The sequence below is a fragment of the Xanthocytophaga flava genome (genome assembly GCF_030068545.1).
GTDB lineage: Bacteria > Bacteroidota > Bacteroidia > Cytophagales > 172606-1 > Xanthocytophaga > Xanthocytophaga flava.
Genome location: NZ_JASJOR010000004.1, coordinates 443,664 through 464,105, shown reverse-complemented (window position 1 = coordinate 464,105; position 20,442 = coordinate 443,664). Strand labels below are relative to the sequence as shown.

The 20,442-nt window shown below is 39.7% G+C and carries 16 protein-coding genes; 11 read left to right on the top strand and 5 right to left on the bottom strand.

Annotation, left to right across the window (positions count from 1 at the left end; all coding sequences use genetic code 11):
- Positions 1-109: 109 nt before the first annotated feature.
- From QNI15_RS09060 to QNI15_RS09045, 4 genes are read right to left on the bottom strand one after another with little or no spacing between them, the layout of a single operon-like run.
- Positions 110-979 carry a DUF4097 family beta strand repeat-containing protein gene (locus QNI15_RS09060; RefSeq protein ID WP_314031462.1) on the bottom strand — a complete coding sequence of 290 codons (870 nt, stop codon included), beginning with the start codon at positions 977-979 and terminating at the stop codon, positions 110-112.
- Complete coding sequence (locus tag QNI15_RS09055) at positions 979-1,848, bottom strand: DUF4097 family beta strand repeat-containing protein (RefSeq protein ID WP_314031460.1); 870 nt, start codon at positions 1,846-1,848, stop codon at positions 979-981. Before QNI15_RS09055 ends, QNI15_RS09060 begins: the two co-directional genes overlap by 1 nt.
- Before the next feature lie 32 nt (positions 1,849-1,880).
- Positions 1,881-2,708: a HEAT repeat domain-containing protein gene (locus QNI15_RS09050; RefSeq protein ID WP_314002430.1), complete on the bottom strand. Its 828-nt coding sequence runs from the start codon at positions 2,706-2,708 to the stop codon at positions 1,881-1,883.
- A 1-nt stretch (position 2,709) separates the two neighbouring features.
- Complete coding sequence (locus QNI15_RS09045; protein WP_314031459.1) at positions 2,710-3,234, bottom strand: RNA polymerase sigma factor; 525 nt, start codon at positions 3,232-3,234, stop codon at positions 2,710-2,712.
- Between the two features lie 628 nt (positions 3,235-3,862).
- On the opposite strand from QNI15_RS09045, the gene QNI15_RS09040 reads away from it, so the two are divergent.
- Complete coding sequence (locus QNI15_RS09040; RefSeq protein WP_314002426.1) at positions 3,863-4,351, top strand: hypothetical protein; 489 nt, start codon at positions 3,863-3,865, stop codon at positions 4,349-4,351.
- Positions 4,352-4,424: 73 nt separating this feature from the next.
- Here QNI15_RS09040 and QNI15_RS09035 read toward each other — a convergent pair whose 3' ends face one another.
- Entirely contained in the window at positions 4,425-5,813 is a 1,389-nt protein-coding gene (locus QNI15_RS09035) for an SBBP repeat-containing protein (protein ID WP_314031458.1), read from the bottom strand.
- 331 nt (positions 5,814-6,144) lie between these two features.
- On the opposite strand from QNI15_RS09035, the gene QNI15_RS09030 reads away from it, so the two are divergent.
- From QNI15_RS09030 to QNI15_RS08985, 10 genes are all read left to right on the top strand, one after another.
- Positions 6,145-6,720, top strand: coding sequence for a hypothetical protein (locus QNI15_RS09030; RefSeq protein WP_314002422.1), 576 nt, complete (start codon positions 6,145-6,147; stop codon positions 6,718-6,720).
- Between the two features lie 149 nt (positions 6,721-6,869).
- On the top strand, positions 6,870-8,129 hold the full coding sequence (locus QNI15_RS09025) for an MFS transporter (RefSeq protein WP_314002420.1): 1,260 nt from the start codon (positions 6,870-6,872) through the stop codon (positions 8,127-8,129).
- 202 nt (positions 8,130-8,331) lie between these two features.
- Positions 8,332-10,554: a cation:proton antiporter domain-containing protein gene (locus QNI15_RS09020; protein ID WP_314002418.1), complete on the top strand. Its 2,223-nt coding sequence runs from the start codon at positions 8,332-8,334 to the stop codon at positions 10,552-10,554.
- Positions 10,555-10,822: 268 nt separating this feature from the next.
- On the top strand, positions 10,823-12,046 hold the full coding sequence (locus tag QNI15_RS09015; protein WP_313975818.1) for a multidrug effflux MFS transporter: 1,224 nt from the start codon (positions 10,823-10,825) through the stop codon (positions 12,044-12,046).
- Between the two features lie 171 nt (positions 12,047-12,217).
- Complete coding sequence (locus QNI15_RS09010) at positions 12,218-12,907, top strand: response regulator transcription factor (RefSeq protein WP_313975820.1); 690 nt, start codon at positions 12,218-12,220, stop codon at positions 12,905-12,907.
- Positions 12,904-14,271, top strand: a complete 1,368-nt coding sequence (locus QNI15_RS09005; RefSeq protein WP_314002412.1) for a sensor histidine kinase — start codon at positions 12,904-12,906, stop codon at positions 14,269-14,271. The genes QNI15_RS09010 and QNI15_RS09005 overlap by 4 nt, the downstream gene beginning before the upstream one ends.
- Before the next feature lie 290 nt (positions 14,272-14,561).
- Positions 14,562-15,809: a TolC family protein gene (locus QNI15_RS09000; protein ID WP_314031457.1), complete on the top strand. Its 1,248-nt coding sequence runs from the start codon at positions 14,562-14,564 to the stop codon at positions 15,807-15,809.
- A gap of 29 nt (positions 15,810-15,838) precedes the next feature.
- Positions 15,839-16,852: an efflux RND transporter periplasmic adaptor subunit gene (locus tag QNI15_RS08995; RefSeq protein ID WP_314031455.1), complete on the top strand. Its 1,014-nt coding sequence runs from the start codon at positions 15,839-15,841 to the stop codon at positions 16,850-16,852.
- Between the two features lie 51 nt (positions 16,853-16,903).
- Positions 16,904-17,203, top strand: a complete 300-nt coding sequence (locus QNI15_RS08990) for a DUF190 domain-containing protein (protein ID WP_314002406.1) — start codon at positions 16,904-16,906, stop codon at positions 17,201-17,203.
- Positions 17,204-17,227: 24 nt separating this feature from the next.
- Positions 17,228-20,401 (top strand): efflux RND transporter permease subunit, encoded by a 3,174-nt coding sequence (locus tag QNI15_RS08985; protein WP_314031454.1) that lies wholly within the window; start codon positions 17,228-17,230, stop codon positions 20,399-20,401.
- Positions 20,402-20,442: the final 41 nt, after the last annotated feature.

The following is a 20,442-nucleotide window of genomic DNA, read 5'->3' as shown; positions in this document are numbered from 1 at the left end:
TATGATAGACAACTATTGATTTCAGAAAATTCATAAAAAACACAACCTCTAGTAAGTATCCCAGAGAGGTTGTGTGATGAGAGACAAACACAAAGCATCTATTTTGAGTTTACTTTGCCTTTCGGATATAAATGTTGCCATGCATGTTCTTGGCCATTATTTCAGGTCCCCCTCCATTAATCTTCCCGTATGTCCAGTCATCTATACTGACACGGTACATCCCATTCTGACTTGATTTGTCTACCCTGGGCTGAGTTTTATCTACTGCAATATCAAAGTCACTATAAATTTCACCCTGATCTGATTTAAGTTTTACATTAGCTTTTACATTGACAGGTAGTGTAACATCTACTTTACCATTCAATGTCGAAAATGCCATAGGTGTATTTGGGGTAATGTCTTTGAAAATGGCAATAAGAGCCCCATTGACTGTATTCGCAACTGCAGATCCTTCAATATTGGTAAGTTCAATTCTTCCATTAACATTCGTAATTTCCAGCTCACCATTTACATTTTCAACCAAGATATCACCATTGTTAACTGTACTGAGTTTTAGTGAGAATCGTTGTGGTACTTTGATTGTTAGGTCGATAGCTCTCATATGGCTGTTTGTGTTCACAGAAATACGATTGCTATGTTCTTCTGCTGTCAGTTCCATACTGTTGGTTTTGGCGATTCGGCGCATGCCATTAGCACTAACAGCGTCATCTTCTTTGTGCTTTTTAGAACTACCAACTGCTCCTTCTATAATCACTTCTTTACTAGTATGGGAAGTGACACGAATGGAACCATTTACCAGACCTACTTCCAGAAATCCAGGTTTATTAGGATCACTGAGAGGAATCACAAGTTGTTCTTTTACTTCGTTTTGTGCTGACAATGGTAAACTTATTGTCAGAAGAAGGAGAAATACAGGAAGAATATATTTTCTGAATAGACCGGATAGATTCATTGTTCGTTGGATTTGGGACGTTTTCATCAGGATTGCTTTTTAATATATATGTTTCCGTTAAATGTTTCAAAGAAGAAAGTTTTACCACCTTTTCCGACTCGCATAGAGGTGTTTTTAGTCAGTTTATAGATAGTGCTGTTAGCCTTTTTCTCTTCATTCTTAATAATATGAGCTGGTAGCACCTCTACATTTGGAAAGTCTGTGTAAAATTCTCCCTGAAAGCTTTTAAACTCCAGTAAGGCTGATAGTGAAGCTGGGTAAATGATACGAATATCGCCATTGAGTGTATAATAGGAGGATTGTTCAGGAGGTGCACTAATATAATTGATCTCTACATCGCCATTAATTGTACGTACATCTGTGGCTCCCTTTGCATTGGTTAATGTGATAGGTCCATTGACATTATAAGCATGTAGGCTACCTGTGACGTCTTTTATTACTACATCTCCTTGGTTTACAGTTGATACATGCAGATTCATACTATACGGAACTTTAATCGTGAAGTCGAGTGCATAATGATAGCGAATAGACCGGTTATCACAACAGCAACAATTGCGATTGGGACGTGAATCATAGGGAGCTGCAATATAGGCTACAATGCTATCCGCATTCTGATCAAACTGGAGCTTAAACTCTTTCTTACCTTGTTCCAGTGTTTGTGCATCCTTGGCTGATAGTTCCTGGTCTACCTCTATCTGGACCTGGCTGCCAGCATAACCTTCTACCCGTATAAATCCGGTTATGTTATAGACTGCCAGTGTAGTAGCTTTAGCTTCTTTTGACAATGTAAATGTTTTGGTAACACGTTCTTTCCATTGCTGGGTCTGGGAAAAGGCATTCCAGTGAGTCTGGCAGAGTACTAACCCCGCCAGACAAAGCTTGGCAATAGTTTTCATAGATATATAGTAAAAGGTAAAGGTGTGGATGTTTATGAGAGTTCTTTGATTGTCTGCTGGATTTTACTTTTGACAGTGCCGTCTACATTTTCCTGTTTCAATAGCTTACGTAAAAGTTCAATAGAACGTTTTTCCTGTAATTTGACCATAATATCTGCCAGTGCTACCTGTACCAGTGGCGAATCTTGATGGGCAAGTGACTGTACAAGTCCTTCACGTACCAAAGGATCATCGGCAAGTTCTGCCAATGCTTCCAGCGTAACCAGGCGCACATTGACATTTGGATCATTGTTGAGTGTTGTCATTAGTGCTTCAATGACCTTTGTGTCGACTCGCTTAATTTCCTGTGTAAGGCTTACTGCCCGTAGTCGCTCTGAGGCAGAAGGGTTTTCAAGTAGTGACAACAACATCATCTGGCGCATTTCCTGCATCTGTATTGATAACGTATCAATCTGATGCTGATACTGAGATATCTGAGGATCATTTGGTTTATGTAACCAATATCCAGCTCCCAGCCCAATACTGATAAGCAGAAGACTATAGGCTAATCTTGGCATCCATACAGATTGCCAGAGGTGTTTTACAAGTTGCAGCAGCTGGCGAGGTGAATATGTTTGTTGTTCCTCTACCGTTGTTGCATATGTTTCCAGCATTGCCTCAAATCGTATCTTCATGGCAGGCCCTGGTTTTGGAGAAGGTAGCTGTCCCATTTGCATCCATACCTGTTGCATAGCTTGCCATTCCTGCTGACAGGCGGGACATTGCTTCAAATGGCTTTCAACCTGTACTTGTTCTTGTGGTAATAATTGGTTTTCAAGCCAGTCAGCTAGTTTTTCCTCTATATCTTTGCAATTAGTCATCTTACTGTTCCAGCTTTAAGTAAATATTTTTTAACTGATTCATTGCCCGATGTACTTTCACTTTCACAGCACCTTCTGTTGTATTCAGGATTCGGGCTATTTCTTCATATTTAAGCTCCTGAAAGCGACTCAATACCAATATTTCACGATATTCTTCCGGAAGTTTTCCCAGTGAATCGTACAAGGTTGTCAGTTCCTGCTCCTTATAAATAGAGTCATCTGCACCAGCTCCACTACTGATTCGTTCAGAATAGTTTTGTACATCTTCATGCAAAACCGATCGCTTGTTTTTCTGACTGTGATCAGCTAATACATTGCGAGCCAGATGGTACATCCATGTTTTAAATTCTCCCTCACCTGTGAATGTATGACGATATTTCAGCATCCGAAAAAACACATTCTGCACCAGATCCTCACTTGCATCATCTTTGCCTGTCATATAATAAAGAAAGCTGAACAGTTTACGATGGTATCGTTCAAAGAGCAATCCCATCTTATTCAGATCGCCAGCTTTTACCTGGAACATAAGTGAATTGTCAGTTGGTGAGTTCAAGTCTGATTCAATAGGTTTTGCATCTGTTACAGTAAGGGAAACCGACCGTGTGAAAGAAGGTTACAGTAGAAAATGATTTTTTTATGATTTTTTTTTGAGTCGGCTCTAGATCGGACAGTGATATATTTTCGGACATAATTCTTAGATTATTTCCACTAGAACACAGAAACGATTTACTTCAGTTTGATGTCTTTAATTGTTAGAAAAGGAGATTATTAGTTAATTATAGAAAATATTTTCTCAAAGAACTACTTACTCCTGTTTTTGGAACAATCTTTGATGATTGTTTTCAATAACGGTTTGTATATCAGTACATTCCTTCGGGTCAAAATAGATTAGATAGCTTATTATCTGAGAATCTGGACTTTTGTGCTGCTAGTGATTAATAGTAAACTGGCATGATAATTTATATTAGTTTTTTGGTGTATGGATTACACTCTTAGAATTTTAAGTATATATAAAGTCATCTGATTAATTAAATCAATGTGTTTTAAAGCAGATTCTTAATGAGAATAAAACAGGTGATCAGATAATTTTATCATTGAGAGTCTAATGGATAATATCAGCATAAGCATAGATGCTGAACAGCTTATTTACATCTATGGAAACAATTACACTTGCAATTAATGCGACAGGAACATTTACAAGTATTGCTATAGTTCTGGGAGTACTTTCTCTTATCTATTTTGTAATCTATTACCGTATCCGGCAACAGGTCAGTTCCAATAATAAAGCACGGGTTTGGGCTGGTATCTCTACTATTATTGGTACACCTCTTCTAACTATAATGATTGTAGGGACTACCATGGCCTATTATTATTATGAAGATATTTTGTCCAGCAAGCCGATGAGTTATAGTTTGTATGATGTGACAGATGATATGATTCGGGAAATGAATCTGGTTGGTAAAACCAAAAAGGAGGTAGTCAATCTCTTAGGGGTAACAGATACAACTCATTCTGAATTAATTTATGACTTTTCCAGAGAAGAAGATCCGGGAGATCAGTCGGTTAAGCAGCAGTTGGGGAAATATATTCTGATTGTTTCCTGCCAGGGAGATAGAGTGGTAAGTTACCATCGAAAGAAATAATGACATACTCAGTAATCTCTGAGACAGACTACTTTGAGTCTGTCTCAGAGATTACTGAGTATTATAAATAGAGTCAGGGAACTATGCGCCACAGATACATGCCCTCATTCGGACTAGTAAGTATAGTATCACCAAAAGTGGCGGATTGAATAAAGAGACCTGTAATATAAGGGTTATTATCCTCATCCAAGGCGATTCCCTTACCGTGATCCATATTAGCTCCTCCTGCATTTTTAGCCCACAGAATATTTCCCGTAGGATTGTACTTTATTACAAAGATATCTGCAGACCCGTTGGAGGTTAAAGCCTCATTTCCAAAAGATATAGTGTTATAAAAATATCCGGTAGCATATACATTTCCAGATAGATCCGTAGTGATAGCAAATGCATTCTCCTGGCTGTCTGTTCCTGCACTAATTGCCCATTGTACCTGTCCTGAAGTAGTATACTTTACCAGAAACATGTCTGCCCATCCATTGGATGTTAGAGTTCTATTGTCAAAAGTGATAGTTTTATTAAAAGATCCGGCAATATATACACCTGAAGATCCATCTAATGCAATGCTGTATCCATAGTCTTCTTCTGTATTACCTGCACTTTTAGCCCATTGAAACTCTCCGTCAGTTGTGAAATTGGCAATGAAAACATCTTCTTTACCTTTGGAAGTGAGAGTTGTTGATCCAAAAGTTAGGGAATATTTGAATATACCAGTAATATACACAGTACCCTTATTGTCTACTGCAATATCTTTCCCATAAGAAGCAAGTTCATCACCTGTGGTTTTGACCCATAGAAGTGCCCCTGAAGGAGTGTATTTGGCAATGAAAACAGTGTATCCTGTTGAGGTTAAGGTAATTGTACCAAATGTGGCATTAGTATGAAAGCTTCCGGTTATATAGATGTTTCCTGATTTGTCCAATGCAATACCTTCTGCAGATATACTGCCATCACCAGATGCTTTTTTTGCCCATTGCACATCCCCATCTGCATTGTACTTGGCCACATACATAGCCAGACCTTTGTCGTGGGTTGTCATAGTGGTTGTGCCAAAAGTAATAGAACCAAAGAAGTAACCAGTTATATACGGATTGCCAGATAGATCTATAGCTATATCCAATGCAGCCGCTTGACCCGTACATCCTGCAATTTTAGCCCATAACAATTGACCAGTTGAATCATACTTAGCTATAAATATGTCATTGTTTCCTGCTGAACTAAGAACTGTGGTTTGAAAAGTACCTGTTCCATACAAGCTACCAGCAACATATGTATTACCTGATTTATCAACGGCTACTGATTGAGAGTAAATTTCTCCAGTAGCTTTGCTTGCAAAAGATGTAATTGATTTTGCTGGTTCCTGTGGTCCGGGTATGGGAGATGTGGGGTCTTTTTTACAGGAGAAGAAAAATAAAGGAATACTAGTGAATAAGACATATGTTGCCCATAAATGCTTTTTTTTCATAGCATGAGAGTTTAGTACATGAAAAATGACAATAGCAGATATTGTTCTTTTTAGGAGGGAAAGATTGTGTAAGCACAAGGCTATGACATTACTCGTCAGACACGCTGAATAACAAAAAGGTTGTATGGATTGTGAATTTTTTGTTCTTATTATCTTAATACTTGCGATTTTACTGATGCCTCTTAAAAGAGTTTAATCAAGATAAACGTGAAAAATACGGTGTAATTACCGTAAAAACACCCTCTGTTTTTATTTTTTTGGAATGCATATTACAGAAATCTACCACAGTCAGGTAGTCGTATGTATCCTCTATTCAGCGAAGTGTTAGTATATGCCTAATCTTGACATTATTACGGACAGTAAAAAATCTATTCAGCATTCATTTGACCGGATTGCAACAGATCTTATTCACAACTGGCACTTAAAGGTAAATGATACATTGTACTCCTTTACAGAAATTGAATTTTACTTTTTTATGACAGACATCCACCAGGATACTGCTTCCCGTGAACATAATTATGATAAAGGCTTCTGGCGTTTTCATCAGAAAGGGCTTGATATAACTTTTCAGTCACAAGATAATAGTGATGGCGGTATTCTGATCAGAGGGTTGAAAACTCATACAGAATATATTAATGGACCTGTATTGGTATTGGAGCATATTTTTCGCAAGATGGATTCTATAATTATGTTGAATAAAGAATTCGGGCTTGTGCTCAAACCAGAACCCAGTGATGAACTTATCTATAAAACCCAACGCCATGGATTACCCAATAATCCGGAAAATGAGTTTAAGGAAGAGTTATACAGGTATTTTATCAATCTGGAACATTGGAACAAGCGGCATATTAATCCATTGGAAAAGGCACGTATCAAGAAAAACTCTGTGTTAGTAGGAAATTCATAGTACACAAAATACCAGAAAGATGTAGATAGAAGCCTATTTTTTTGATAGTAAGGCTCTTGCAAATGCATACATAACCTGTAATTTAGCTGTCCCATTTAGTCTGGATGACTTATAACAGACAAAACCAGCTTGTTATCTCAATACTTTGTATGCTTTTAGACATTACACCGCTTAGGCGTTTTCGGGATTACCGCTTGCTTTTTTTTGGTCAGTTGATTTCCTTCTTCGGGTCAATGATGACATTTGTTGTTGTACCTGTACAGATGTTTCAACTGACACATTCCAACCTATATGTAGGATTATTAGGTGTATCGGAATTTATACCTATGTTTTTACTGGCATTCGTGGGTGGGGCATTGGCTGATGCTGTGGATCGTCGTAAAATGTTACGTATTACAGAAATCGGACAGACTATTACCATAGGGATTCTACTAGCAAACTCATTACTGCCGAATCCTCAAATCTGGATTTTATTTCTGGTAGTTGCTATTCAGGCCGGACTAGCCGGACTACAACGGCCTTCCTTCGAAGCCTTGATTCCACGTATAGTACCACCTGAGTATATGACAGCAGTTTCCGCGTTGAACTCACTGCGATTTAATATTGGAGCAATCATTAGTCCTATTGTAGGTGGATTGATTGCTTCTCAGTTTAGTGCCTCCTGGGCTTATGCGATTGATCTGGTTACATTTATGGCTTCATTACTGGCTGTATGGATGATCCAGTCTGTTCCACCTCCTGACAATGCTGACCAGCCTAATCTTGAATCTATAAAAAAAGGTTTCCGATACGCTATAAGTCGGCAGGAATTGCTGGGTACATATCTGATTGATATCAATGCTATGTTATTTGGTATGCCTAAAGCTTTGTTTCCAGCATTGGCAGTGAGTTTTGGTGCTAATTCTATAGGATTTTTTTATTCAGCTATTGCAGGTGGAGCATTGGTTGCAACACTGACTTCCGGATGGGCAAAACATACACATAAACATGGACTATTTATTGTTATTGCTGCAGCCTTATGGGGTGTAGCTATCATCTTTTTTGGATTATCGTCTAATCTATACTATGCGTTGGTATTTTTGGGAGTAGCTGGATTCTTTGATATGATTAGCGGACTTTTTCGGGGAACTATCTGGAATCAAACAATTCCGGACCATTTGCGTGGACGGCTTGCTGGCATTGAGATGATAAGCTTTATGACAGGACCTATGCTGGGTGATGCAGAAGCCGGATTAATAGCCTATTGGTTTGATCTGAAGACTTCTATTATTTCTGGCGGTGTTATGACTGTAGTAGGTTCGGTTGTGCTGGCATTACTTTTACCAAAGTTTGTGAGCTATGATGGACGGGAGGGATTGAAGCGAAAGATGGAAGAAGAAGAAATACGGCAAACAGAGTTGTCAGTATAAGAAAATGTGATGATATAGAATGGTTTATGGGTGTTGGGGATAGTAATAATTGTACATCTAACAATTATTTTTTTGGAAGAAGATAATGGATAACTGCAAAAAACTGTTAGTCTATTGAATGGTAAGTATGTAGATTTGGGGTCTGAACTTGTTTTCTGGCAAGGACTTTTTTGCTCAGCCTCATCTCTATAGTATTACGCTTATGTCTCATGTACCTCAATTAATTATAGACCTGGCTTTGATCTTAGGTGCTGCTGGTGTCACTACTCTCTTATTTAAAGTTCTCAAACAACCTCTGGTACTAGGATATATTCTGGCTGGTGTATTGGTAGGCCCTAACTTCTCACTATTTCCAACTATTACAGATATAGAAACCATTAGGATCTGGGCTGACATTGGAGTTATTTTTTTATTGTTTGGCCTGGGATTGGAGTTTAGTTTTAAGAAGCTGGTTGAGGTAGGAGGAACTTCATCCATAACAGGAATCTTTGAAGTAGGTGCTATGCTACTGCTCGGATATGGTACCGGAAAACTACTTGGGTGGTCTCGAATGGATAGTTTATTTTTGGGTGGCATTATTGCCATTTCTTCTACTACCATTATAATTCGTGCATTTGAAGAACTAAATGTCAAAAGCCAGAAGTTTGCCGGATTAGTCTTTGGTATTTTGGTAATTGAAGACCTTGTGGCTATTTTATTACTGGTATTGTTAAGCACCTTAGCTGCAAGTCAGCAATTTGCTGGAATGCAATTGTTAACCTCTATATTAAAGCTGGCCTTCTTTTTAACAGTATGGTTTCTGGCTGGGATCTATCTGATTCCTACATTTTTGCGTAAGATTCGTAAACATATGACAGATGAGATGCTGCTTGTCATTTCCATTGCATTGTGTTTGCTTATGGTAGTATTGGTTACAGAAGCAGGTTTCTCAGCTGCATTGGGGGCTTTTGTTATGGGATCTATCTTATCGGAGACTATCTTTGTTGAGAAGATCGAGCATATGATGCAGCCAGTGAAAAATCTGTTTGGTGCTGTATTTTTTGTGTCGGTAGGTATGTTAATCGACTATCATATGCTGATTGAACATGCAGGTCCTATTATGCTTATTGCTGGAGTAGTTATAGTTGGGAAATCCCTCAATGTAACATTGGGAGCATTGATCTCCGGACAACCCTTAAAACAAGCTGTTCAGACAGGAATGAGTTTGACACAGATTGGTGAGTTTTCATTTATCATTGCAACTCTTGGATTAACTCTCAAAGTAACTAGTGATTTTTTATATCCTGTAGCGGTTGCTGTTTCTGCGGTCACCACTTTCACTACACCTTATATGATCAGGTTGGCAGAGCCAGTATGTCACCAGATTGACAAATGGCTGCCTGCACGATGGAGAGCATTTTTGAATAGTTATAGTTCTGGTACACAAACAATAACTCATGTCAGTGACTGGCAGGGCGTATTGAAAAATTTTGCTCAGATTATTATCCTTAATACAGTAGTTATTGTTGGCATTATCTTGTTGACTACTTATTTTCTTACCGATGTGATCAAAGCAAAACTGGTCGCTAACTCCTGGGGAAATGTAGTAACTGCTTTCATTGCTTTGACGCTAATGCTACCTTTTTTATGGGCATTGTCTGTACGTAGAATTCGTACCCATTCTTATAACGCACTTTGGTCAAACAGAATATTTAATCGTGGACCGCTAGTGGCTCTGGAGGCAGGACGGGTTATTATTGGCATTGTATTGGTTGGTTTTTTACTGGATCAGCTTTTCTCTCCGCTGATCGCCTTTGTTTCGGCAATATTATTGATAGGGGTGGTACTCCCTCTGTTTACGCAACGATTACAGCAAACCTATGCCCGTATTGAAAAGAGGTTTCTTTATAATCTCACCGCAAAATCGCAGCCAGAAGAACTTGCTCCTGTTAAGTCACAATTACTTCCCTGGGATGCTCACCTGACTCAATTCGAAATCAGTCCTGACTCCCAGATTATCGGGCAAACATTAACAGAACTTGCTTTTCGTGAAAGATATGGAGTGAATGTGGCGCAAATTGAACGTGGCAGTAGAGTTATTCTCGCTCCCCGAGGCAATGAGCATGTTTATCCGGCTGATACCTTGACCGTTGTTGGGACAGATGCACAATTGAAACAATTCCGAACAGTTGTTGAACCATTGCAAAATAATCAGACTGTAGTAGTACCAGATGTAACATTAAAGCAGCTAGTAGTAGATAATAAATTTCCGTTTTTAGGTAAAAGCATAAGAGAGTCTCTTATACGTGAAAAAACCAGAGGTATTGTGATTGGTATTGAACGAAACGGAAATCGTATCATTAACCCTGATCCATCTACTGTTTTTGAGAATGGTGATCTGATATGGCTGGCTGGAGAAAAACACGAGATTAAGAGCATTGAATAGATAAAGCAATAATTTTAAGTATTAACCGGATAATACGAATTTATCCTTATCGCCTGGATTGTTCTGGTATTTACCAGGCCAGTACAGGCGATTGGTTTTTTAAAAGCAGATAATTAGCAATCTCTATTGTCTTTCAATATGTTCTAACAATTTCACTCTCTGAGGATTTTACTGTATTTATAGAGGTTTTTGAAAAAAGATGCAACTATACCTGTTTGGTTAGTGTATATTTAGAAGGGAAGAAATAATACAATAAGAGTCTGCAGCTATGAGCAAAAAACACTATTTTATCCTAATTATGATTCTGGGGTCATTGGCTACTATCAGTCCGTTTTCGATTGATATGTATCTGCCTGGATTTCCAGCTATTGCAGAAGATTTACATACTTCTATTGCCAATGTGCAGTTGTCATTGACTGCCTATCTGGTAGGTATTTCTGTGGGACAGCTAATATACGGTCCATTACTAGACCGGTTCGGACGTAAAAATCCTTTATATGTAGGATTGAGTCTTTATACCCTGGCTTCACTGGGATGTGCTATGACTACATCTGTTGAAGCTCTGATTGTAATGCGTTTTTTACAGGCTTTGGGAGGTTGTGTAGGAATTGTGGCTTCACAGGCATTAGTTCGGGATATATTTCCGGTTGAGAAAATTGCTCAGGTACTTTCTACAATTATGTTGGTTATTGCCATATCACCTATGATTGCACCAACTGTAGGAGGATATCTAACATCTGTGTTGAGCTGGCACTGGGTGTTTGTGATTCTGGCTGCCATTACAGCTATTATGTTGTTAGGCATCCGGTATAAGTTGCCTAGTGGTAGCCCTCCTGATACTGAATTGTCACTTCGTCCAAAATCAGTAATTAATAACTTTCTTAGTGTAATTAAACAGCCTACTTTTTTGATTTATGCTCTGGTAGGAGGAATTGCTACTTCTGCACCATTTGCTTACATTGCCGGATCAGCAGATGTGTTTATGAACCTGTATAAAGTAAGCGAACAGGAATATGGATGGATATTTGCCTTTCTGGCATTTGCTATGATTGGGCCAACTCAGTTAAATCATATTTTGCTGAGACGGTTTAAAAGTGAACAACTGATTGCTACAGCTCTTATCGGACAGGTGATTATCGGAGCAATTATGATTACAGGTGTTAGCTATAATCTGTTTGGTAAGTATGAATTGATAGGGTTATTGTTTCTATTCTTAACCGGACAAGGGATTATCAACCCTAATACATCTGCTCTCTCGCTAGCACCTTTTGCTCGTCAGGCAGGTACCGCTGCTGCATTGATGGGTAGTTTTCGTATGGCTATGGGAGGATTGGTTTCTGCTGGCGTAAGTGTGATGCATAACAACACTGCTTTTCCGATGGTATTAATGATGGCTTTGTGTGCTTTCTGTGGTTTAGGTATTTTGTTATCAGGCACTCGTATGTTGTTACATGCTGATCAAAACCGCTCAGAATCCTCAATGGCGGCTTAAGAGATACATTACAGTATATACAAACAAAAAAGTCTGGCTATTTTAGTCAGACTTTTTTGTTTGTGGATAGTCTGCTACTAAAGTTATATAGTTCTGGTATAAACTAAGCAGTAATAGTTGTCCTATTCAAATTCTATTTGCAACCTTTGCATAAATACAGTCTTAACCTATATGAATATTTTAGTTGTTGAAGATGATGAAAGAGTGGCTGAACTGATCAAGAGGGGATTGGAGGAACAAGGTTATGATGTAACTCTAGCTTATGATGGGCAAATTGGTAAGAAATTGATACAGCAACAGGAATTTACACTGGTGATTCTGGATATCATCTTACCAAAAATTAATGGATTGGAGTTGTGCCAGCAGATTCGTAAGATCAAGCCTTCTCTTCCTATTATTATGCTTACTGCACTAGGTACTACCAATGATAAAGTGGAGGGATTTGATGCTGGTGCAGATGATTACCTGGTTAAGCCATTTGACTTGCGTGAGTTGTATGTACGCATACGTGCACGTTTGAACAGAAATTCATGGGATACACAAAGTCTGGGATTTTTATTGAAGTATGCAGATCTGGAAGTGAATGTGGATACAAAAACTGTAACGCGGAGTGGAAAATCCATCCAGCTTACGCCCAAGGAATATAAGTTATTGGAATATATGATGCGTAATGCGGGCCGTTTATTAACTCGTACAGAAATTGCTGAGAAGGTATGGGATACATTTTTTGATACAGGAACTAACTTTATTGATGTATACATCAATTATCTTCGAAAAAAGATTGATAAAGACTTTGATGTAAAACTCATTCATACCAAGACAGGAATGGGATTTATTTTCAGAGAAGAACCCCTGATATGAAAATTCGTACCCGGCTCACCTTGCTGTTTACAGCTGTAATGGCTATGTTATTAGTGGCTTTTGCTCTAGTGATTTATCTAGCGTATTCAGATAATCGGGAAGAGGAATTTTTTAAACGTATCAGACAACAGGCTATCACCAGAGCTGATTTACTGTTGAATGCCCGAGTGTCGCCTAAGACTCTACAGATCATCTATGATAATACGCCCAATGCTCTTTCCCGTGAAGAAGTAGCCATTTTCGACTCCACACATACCTTGTTGTATCACGATGCGGTAGAAAGTGATCTAATTAAAGAAACTCCTGAAATGATGCAGAAGATCGAGCAGAAAAAGCAGATACACTTTTATGAGCAGGGAAAGCAGGCTATCGGATTTATTTATCTTCACAACCAAAAACCTTACCTGATCACGGCAGCTGCATATGATGCTTATGGATTTGCTAAGCTACACAGGTTGGGTATTATTCTACTGATAACTTGTTTGGTTAGTACTATCTTCATATTTCTTGCGGCTCAGTTCCTCGCCTGGCAGGCATTAAAACCTGTATCTCAACTGGTACAGGAGGTAGAACATATTTCAGCAACGAAGTTGAATCTGCGTGTACAGGAGGGAAACCGAAAAGATGAGATAGCCGAACTGGGGATTACGTTTAACCGGATGCTGGATCGTCTGGAGCAGTCGTTTAATGCTCAGAAAGCGTTTGTTTCTCATATTTCACATGAATTACGTACTCCTCTTGCTGCCATTGTGGCAGAGTTAGGGTTGGCATCTTCCAGAGATCGTTCACTGGCAGAATATCAACAGGTAGTGCAGCGTACACAGGATGATGCTCAGAAGCTGGTTCGGTTATCTAATGATCTGCTGGATTTTGCCAAAGCAAGTTATGACGAAACCGAAATTGCATTTAAGACCATTCGTTTAGATGAATTACTACTGGATGCCCAACAAAAAGTACTCAAACAACAACCTGCTTATAAAGCCAGCTTTGAATTTCATAATGAACCAGAACAGGACGAATGGATTTCTGTAAATGGCAACTGGTATCTGCTGGAAGTTGCTTTTTCCAATCTTATTGAAAATGGATGTAAATTCTCACCTGACCAACATGTGACAGTAGGAATCAGCTATTCACAGCAGTTTACTATACTGGAATTTAAAGATCATGGTATTGGGATTTCTTCAGAGGATCTACCCTATATATTTCAACCCTTCTATAGAGGAAAAGATCATCCTACTATCACAGGGAATGGAATAGGATTGTCATTGGTTCAAAAGATTATTTCTCTTCATCATGGAATCGTTCTCGTCTCTTCGCAACCTGGTTCCGGTACAACATTTATTGTAAAGATACCTCATCTATAGTATAGATCTGTCTTTTATGAGATTAAAGATCGCTCTCTCTAAAAGCTCTATCTAATGTCACTCCTAAGGAATATAAACCTGAATCTTAATTACATTTTAATAGTATTCTAACAACTTTCTAATCCCGGCAGTAGAGTCTTACTGTACATTTGCCTGTGTTGATGAATCAGCCAGAAACCTCCCTTTTGTTGAATGTCCATAGTATTAAAAAGGTTGGTTAACAGATTGTAGTGAGGTTATAAGTTTTGAACAAGGCTGAAATTGTTATTTACCTGTAGCTTTTGGTGTATATGAAGCCTCTTTTTGCTTATGTCATTGCTTTTCTATTGCTGTGCAGCCGGGTATGGGGACAGAGTGTTCTCTCAATGGTTGAAGCCGTACAGCAGGCTCGTAGCAATAATCCTACATTAAAGGTAGCTGGTTACAATCTGGGTATAGCTCAGAGTGATCAGATCACTGCTACACTGCGACCCAATCTGACGCTGAACAACCAGTCTTTGTTTCTGCTCAGACAAAGTTTGTATCCGGAAGGGACTTCGATCTGGAATCGCCATAACCAGCAGATCTGGTGGCAGCTTACTAAAACTATCCAGTGGCCGGGGCAACGACAAAATAAAATAGAGTTAAGTACGCAGAATTATACATACAGCCAGAAGGTATTGGCTGATCAGGAAAGAAATATTAGTTTGGATGTGGCTCAGAAGTGGTTAGATGTATGGTTGTTGAGAGTAAATACAGAATTGATTAATCAGGCAAAGACCAATGCAGATAGTCTGGTACGGATTAATACCAATCGTCTGAAAAATCAGGTTATAACACTAAACGATCTGACCCGAACAGAATTGCTGGCTGAGCAATATGCCTTACAGTTAAGTACTTCACAACAGGAATATGTGAATGAACTGTCGCAGCTAAAATTTATGCTTGGCACAACAGACAGTCTGGACATTGCCTTTTCTGTACCGATAGAGAGTATACCTATTACTCTTTCGTTTGACAGTTTGCTTAATCAGACACTCTCCAGACGTACGGATATGGCTGTGGCTCAGGCAGGCATTAATGCTTCTGAAGTAAATATCCGGTTGCAGAAGTCTCTGGCAATACCTCAACCACAAATAGGCGTAATCTGGAACCCTCAGAATTCAGTTCCCTATCTGGGTTTTTTTGGCACGATAGACCTACCGTTTTTTAACCGAAATCAGGGGGAAATACAGAAGTCGAAAATAGTGCGTGAACAGGCTATACAAAACCAAAAAGCTGTAGCCCTTCAGATCCAAACAGAACTGCGTGCAGCCTATGACAATTATCAGGTTCAGCGAAAGAACGTAGATCGTTTTCAGACTATCCTGAATCAGTCAGATAAGGTATTGAATACGGTTCGGTATGCTTATCTACGTGGAGGAACCAGCATTATTGATTTTCTGGAAGCGCAGCGGTCCTGGGTCGATACCCGACAACTGTACTATAATACCGTACTCAGTTATCGTCAAAGTTATTTGCAATTGTTGTCTGTATCAGGCCTGATCAGTCAACTGTAATTTGTATGACTTCTTTTAGTGACTATATTATGAAACTCCAACATTTAATACTTATAGTGGTCGGTTGTCTATGGATTACGGCCTGTAGTAAAAAAAGTGAAAAAGCACCTGTACAGCAAGTTAGCCGTCCACAGGTGAAAGACGGAGGACAGACTATTGTCTTTTCCAATGAAAAAGAGTCCGACTTTTTTAAGGGAAAAGTTATCGAGAGTTCCAGCCAGCGGGCTGATCTCAAGGCTCCTGCCCGCGTAGTGGCTACAGTGGTTCGTTCAGATAAAGATGCAGGACAAAATCTGGTACTGTTTGATAATTCAGATTTGACTGCCAACTATACCCAATTGCTTCAGCACACAATTAATATTCAGCGAATCCGCAATGTAAATATTCGACAGAAACGTATTGAACTGGAACGAGCCAAAGATCTGCAAGCCAATGGTGCTGCTTCTGGTAAAGAAGTGCTGGAAGCGCAGACAGCTCTGGCTATGGAAGAAACTAATCTGGCTAATGAAAAGGCTGCAGAGATTGAACATGAAGCGATGCTTCGATTGGCAGGCTTTCAACCTGAAATGCTGCTTAATGCAAAAAATGGCACAGTCTGGATGATATGTGAAATGCCAGAAAATCAGTCTAACAAAGTAAAAGAGGGAGATCTGTGTGTAGTTGTATTCACGTCACTTCCTAACCAACCTTACAAAGGAAAAGTAGAGAGCATTGGCAATGTAGTAGACAATGTAACCCGGATGGTAAAAATGCGCATCAGCATTGTAAATCCTGACGCACAACTACGTGCAGGCATGTTTGCTACAGTTCAGTTTGATGTATCCGAGGGAAATTATATCTCTGTTCCCAAAGAGGCTTTAGTGACTGTACAGGGCAAGGATTATGTTTTTGTGCAAAAAGATAAACACACCTTTGAACGAAGACCTGTAATGACAGGGCAACAACTGGGCTCTTCTATTATTATATACAATGGACTAGCTGCTAACGATAAGGTAGTAACTGAAGGTGCTATGCAACTGAAAGGTCTATCATTCGGCTATTAATAGTATTATCATTCGAATTTCAGTACTTCATCTTACTAAAAGTTGGTTAGTATGTTACAGGCTCAGATTTTCATTGATAAAGGTGAGCGAAAAGACTCCCGTTTATTATTTCGATATATACTTGAATTCCTGATCATCCATAAGATAGAAGGTGCGACAGTATTTGAAGGCATTGCCGGGTTTGGTCCAAACCAACATATTACAGATCCACATTCACTGTTTTCATTTGATGAGCCACCTGTTCTGATCACCTTCATCGATCAGGATGAGAAAGTTCGTCAGGTGCTGACTCTTCTGCGCCATGAAATGTCTCATGGCTTGATTATTACTCACCAGGTGGAAATCTGGTAACGAACATTCTAAGACTTACCCTTTATGATTCGTAATACACTTGTTTTTGCCCTAACCAACCGATGGGTAGTGATTGCTATCAGCCTGGTGCTGATGGGTGTTGGATACTGGTGCTTTACCATGCTCAAGATTGAAGCCTATCCGGATATTGCAGATACCAATGTTATTGTGATTGCTACCTATCCAGGTCGGGCAGCCGAAGAAGTAGAACAACAGGTGACTATTCCTATTGAACGGGCTCTTAATAATGTGCCTCGTGTGTTGGATCGTAGGTCTCGTACTATCTTTGGACTTTCTGTAGTGCAGCTTACATTTCAGGATGGCACAGACGACTATTTTGCACGTCAGCAGGTCAATGAACGACTGGCAACTGCCGAACTCCCCGACGGTGTGAGTCCGGAACTGGCTCCACTTACCACTGCTGTTGGTGAAATTTATCGGTATGTAGTAGAGGCTCCACCTACTTATACTCCTATGCAGTTACGGGATTTGCAGGACTGGGTCATTCGTCCTTATCTACTTCAGGTGCCAGGCATTGCGGATATCACAACCTTTGGCGGACCCATGAAGCAATTTCATGTTCTAACATCTCCAGATAAGTTACATAAGTATAATCTCACACTGCCAGATGTGATAGATGCTATTGAGAAAAATAATCAGAATACAGGAGGCAATGTGATTGAAAGAGGAGGGCAGGGATTTGCTATTCGTGGATTAGGGGCTATCAAGACAGAAAACGATATAGAAAATATTGTACTTACTGCTGTAAGTGGTGTCCCTGTATTCGTACGGGATGTGGCTTCTGTTGAGGTTGCTCCACCACCACCTTCTGGTATTATGGGCTATGCAGTGCCTTCTGAGGGACTAGACGTGGGTAGCGCTACAGAAGGTATTATTTTGCTAAGAAGAGGAGAAAATCCCAGTGAAGTATTAGGAAAGCTGAAAAAGCAAATTGAGACGTTGGAGACGCAACAGCTACCTGAAGGAGTAAAACTACGTGTACTCTATGACCGAAGCTTTCTGATCAATCACTCATTAGAGACTGTAGGGCATACCCTGTTTGAGGGAGTGTCTATTGTGATTATTTTACTGATTTTGTTTCTGGGAAGCTGGAGGGCAGCTCTGGTAGTGACCATCACTATTCCATTCTCTTTGTTATTTGCCTTCATTCTGATGAAGATCAGTGGGATTCCTGCAAACCTGCTTTCGCTGGGTGCTATTGACTTCGGGATTATTGTAGACGGAGCCTGCGTTATGGCGGAACATCTAATCCGTAAATACCGGACAGCAACTGATGTAGAGAAACGAGAGGGTATTATTCGCATTACCATGTCCGCCGCTCAGGAAGTAGGACGTGAGATATTTTTCTCTGTCACAATTATTATCCTGGCCTATATGCCTATTCTGTTAATGACTCGGGTAGAGGGAAAACTATTTTCACCAATGGCTTTGACACTAGCTTTTGCCGTGATTGGCTCTATGGTTTGTGCTATGACATTGATTCCGGTACTGATTTCATTTGCCTATAAGAAATCGTTGACTTCTACTACCAAACCACTAAAAGAACATAAAAATCTGGTACTGGACTTTCTGGATAAAATGTATCATAAGACACTAGTATCTTTCCTAAAGAAACCTCGTGCAATTGTATTAGGTGGATTTGGTGTAGTGATACTATTAATTCTGGTAGGAGGGAGTCTGGGAACAGAGTTCCTGCCAGAATTGGACGAAGGATCTATATTTATGCGTTCGTTTATGCCTGCTGGAGTAACTATCCAGGAAAACGCGAAACTTGCTCCCGAAATACGCAAAATTGTTTCTGAATATAAACCCGTATCGTATGTCATAACCCAGACGGGACGCAATGATGATGGTACAGACCCTTTTCCAACTAACCGTACAGAGATACTGATTGGATTGAAGGACTATAGTTTATGGGCAGATAGTGTGTCCAAAAAAGAGCTTCTTCAGGAAATGCAGACACGTTTGCAGAACCGTTTTCCAGGAGCTTTTTTCTCATCCGGACAGCCCATCATTGACCAGGTGATGGAGATAGTAACTGGAAGTGCTGCGGATCTTGCAATCTCTATAGTGGGTGAAGATCTGGAACTAATGCGTCCTAAAGCAGATAGCATTGCGGCAATTGTTCGTAGTACCGCTGGAGCCGCTTCTGTGAATATTGAACAGGAAGGTACTCAGGATCAGTTGGCAATTGCAATAAATAGAGAAAATGCTGCTCGGTTTGGGATCAATGTATCAGACATCGAACGTATGATTGAAGCAGCAATTGGAGGTAAGACTATTTCTACGTTGTATGATGGTACCAAGCGGTATGATGTTGTAATCCGATATCTGCCTGAAAACAGAGGAAGTATCAATGATATTCAAAAGATACAGGTTCCTTCTGCTACAGGCGCATTAATCCCAATGCAACAACTGGCTGATATCCGTTTTGTAGCTGGGCAAACTAATATTTATCGTCTCAATAGCAAACGTATGGTGACTGTCCGGACGAATATCCGGGGTCGTGACCAGGGCGGATTTGTGACAGAAATAAGTCGGAAAATCAACCAGACTATACATGTTCCCAAAGGGTATGAGGTCATCTATGGCGGACAATACGAAAACCTGGGACGTGCAGGCAAACAGTTGATCGTAACCATACCTCTGACAATTATTGTAGTGTTTGTGTTTCTGTTTATGCTTTTCAGGCAATTTAGCCATACCTTGATTACAATGGCCTGTATCACCTTTGCATTGTCAGGAGGCATTGTAGCGCTCTGGCTGCGTGATTATCACTTTAATGTATCTGCTGGGGTAGGGTTTGTATCTATCTTTGGTATTTCTGTAATGGCCGGAGTGTTACTGGTATCGGCAATTAACAGGGAAGTGGGGTATGGACATACAGATCTGGATAATCGAATCATTCATGCCTCTGTTCATCAGCTTCGGGCTATTTTATCCATTCTGGTGGTGGCAATTATTGGATTGGTACCCGCTGCAATATCCAAAGGAATTGGTTCTGATGTGCAGCGGCCATTGGCTACAGTAATCATTGGAGGATTGACATCTACTTTATTGTTTGCGCCTGTCCTTATTCCTCCACTATACTATTGGGTAATACGTAAAAAAATACATTCTGAGCCACCCTCGGGTGCAGAAGAGGGATCCAAAGATATAGAGACTGTACCTGTATAAGTCATGAAGGTGGTGGAAATTTGTGAGATTATGTTTTATGC

Excerpts from the sequence above, each read along its gene's own strand:
- QNI15_RS09030 (WP_314002422.1), top strand. The coding sequence starts at position 6,145 with ATGCCTAATCTTGACATTATTACGGACAGTAAAAAATCTATTCAGCAT.
- QNI15_RS09055 (WP_314031460.1), bottom strand. The coding sequence starts at position 1,848 with ATGAAAACTATTGCCAAGCTTTGTCTGGCGGGGTTAGTACTCTGCCAG.
- QNI15_RS09060 (WP_314031462.1), bottom strand. The coding sequence starts at position 979 with ATGAAAACGTCCCAAATCCAACGAACAATGAATCTATCCGGTCTATTC.
- QNI15_RS08995 (WP_314031455.1), top strand. The coding sequence starts at position 15,839 with ATGAAACTCCAACATTTAATACTTATAGTGGTCGGTTGTCTATGGATT.
- QNI15_RS09010 (WP_313975820.1), top strand. The coding sequence starts at position 12,218 with ATGAATATTTTAGTTGTTGAAGATGATGAAAGAGTGGCTGAACTGATC.
- QNI15_RS09040 (WP_314002426.1), top strand. The coding sequence starts at position 3,863 with ATGGAAACAATTACACTTGCAATTAATGCGACAGGAACATTTACAAGT.
- QNI15_RS09005 (WP_314002412.1), top strand. The coding sequence starts at position 12,904 with ATGAAAATTCGTACCCGGCTCACCTTGCTGTTTACAGCTGTAATGGCT.
- QNI15_RS08990 (WP_314002406.1), top strand. The coding sequence starts at position 16,904 with ATGTTACAGGCTCAGATTTTCATTGATAAAGGTGAGCGAAAAGACTCC.
- QNI15_RS09020 (WP_314002418.1), top strand. The coding sequence starts at position 8,332 with ATGTCTCATGTACCTCAATTAATTATAGACCTGGCTTTGATCTTAGGT.
- QNI15_RS09050 (WP_314002430.1), bottom strand. The coding sequence starts at position 2,708 with ATGACTAATTGCAAAGATATAGAGGAAAAACTAGCTGACTGGCTTGAA.
- QNI15_RS09035 (WP_314031458.1), bottom strand. The coding sequence starts at position 5,813 with ATGAAAAAAAAGCATTTATGGGCAACATATGTCTTATTCACTAGTATT.
- QNI15_RS09000 (WP_314031457.1), top strand. The coding sequence starts at position 14,562 with ATGAAGCCTCTTTTTGCTTATGTCATTGCTTTTCTATTGCTGTGCAGC.
- QNI15_RS08985 (WP_314031454.1), top strand. The coding sequence starts at position 17,228 with ATGATTCGTAATACACTTGTTTTTGCCCTAACCAACCGATGGGTAGTG.
- QNI15_RS09045 (WP_314031459.1), bottom strand. The coding sequence starts at position 3,234 with ATGTTCCAGGTAAAAGCTGGCGATCTGAATAAGATGGGATTGCTCTTT.
- QNI15_RS09015 (WP_313975818.1), top strand. The coding sequence starts at position 10,823 with ATGAGCAAAAAACACTATTTTATCCTAATTATGATTCTGGGGTCATTG.
- QNI15_RS09025 (WP_314002420.1), top strand. The coding sequence starts at position 6,870 with ATGCTTTTAGACATTACACCGCTTAGGCGTTTTCGGGATTACCGCTTG.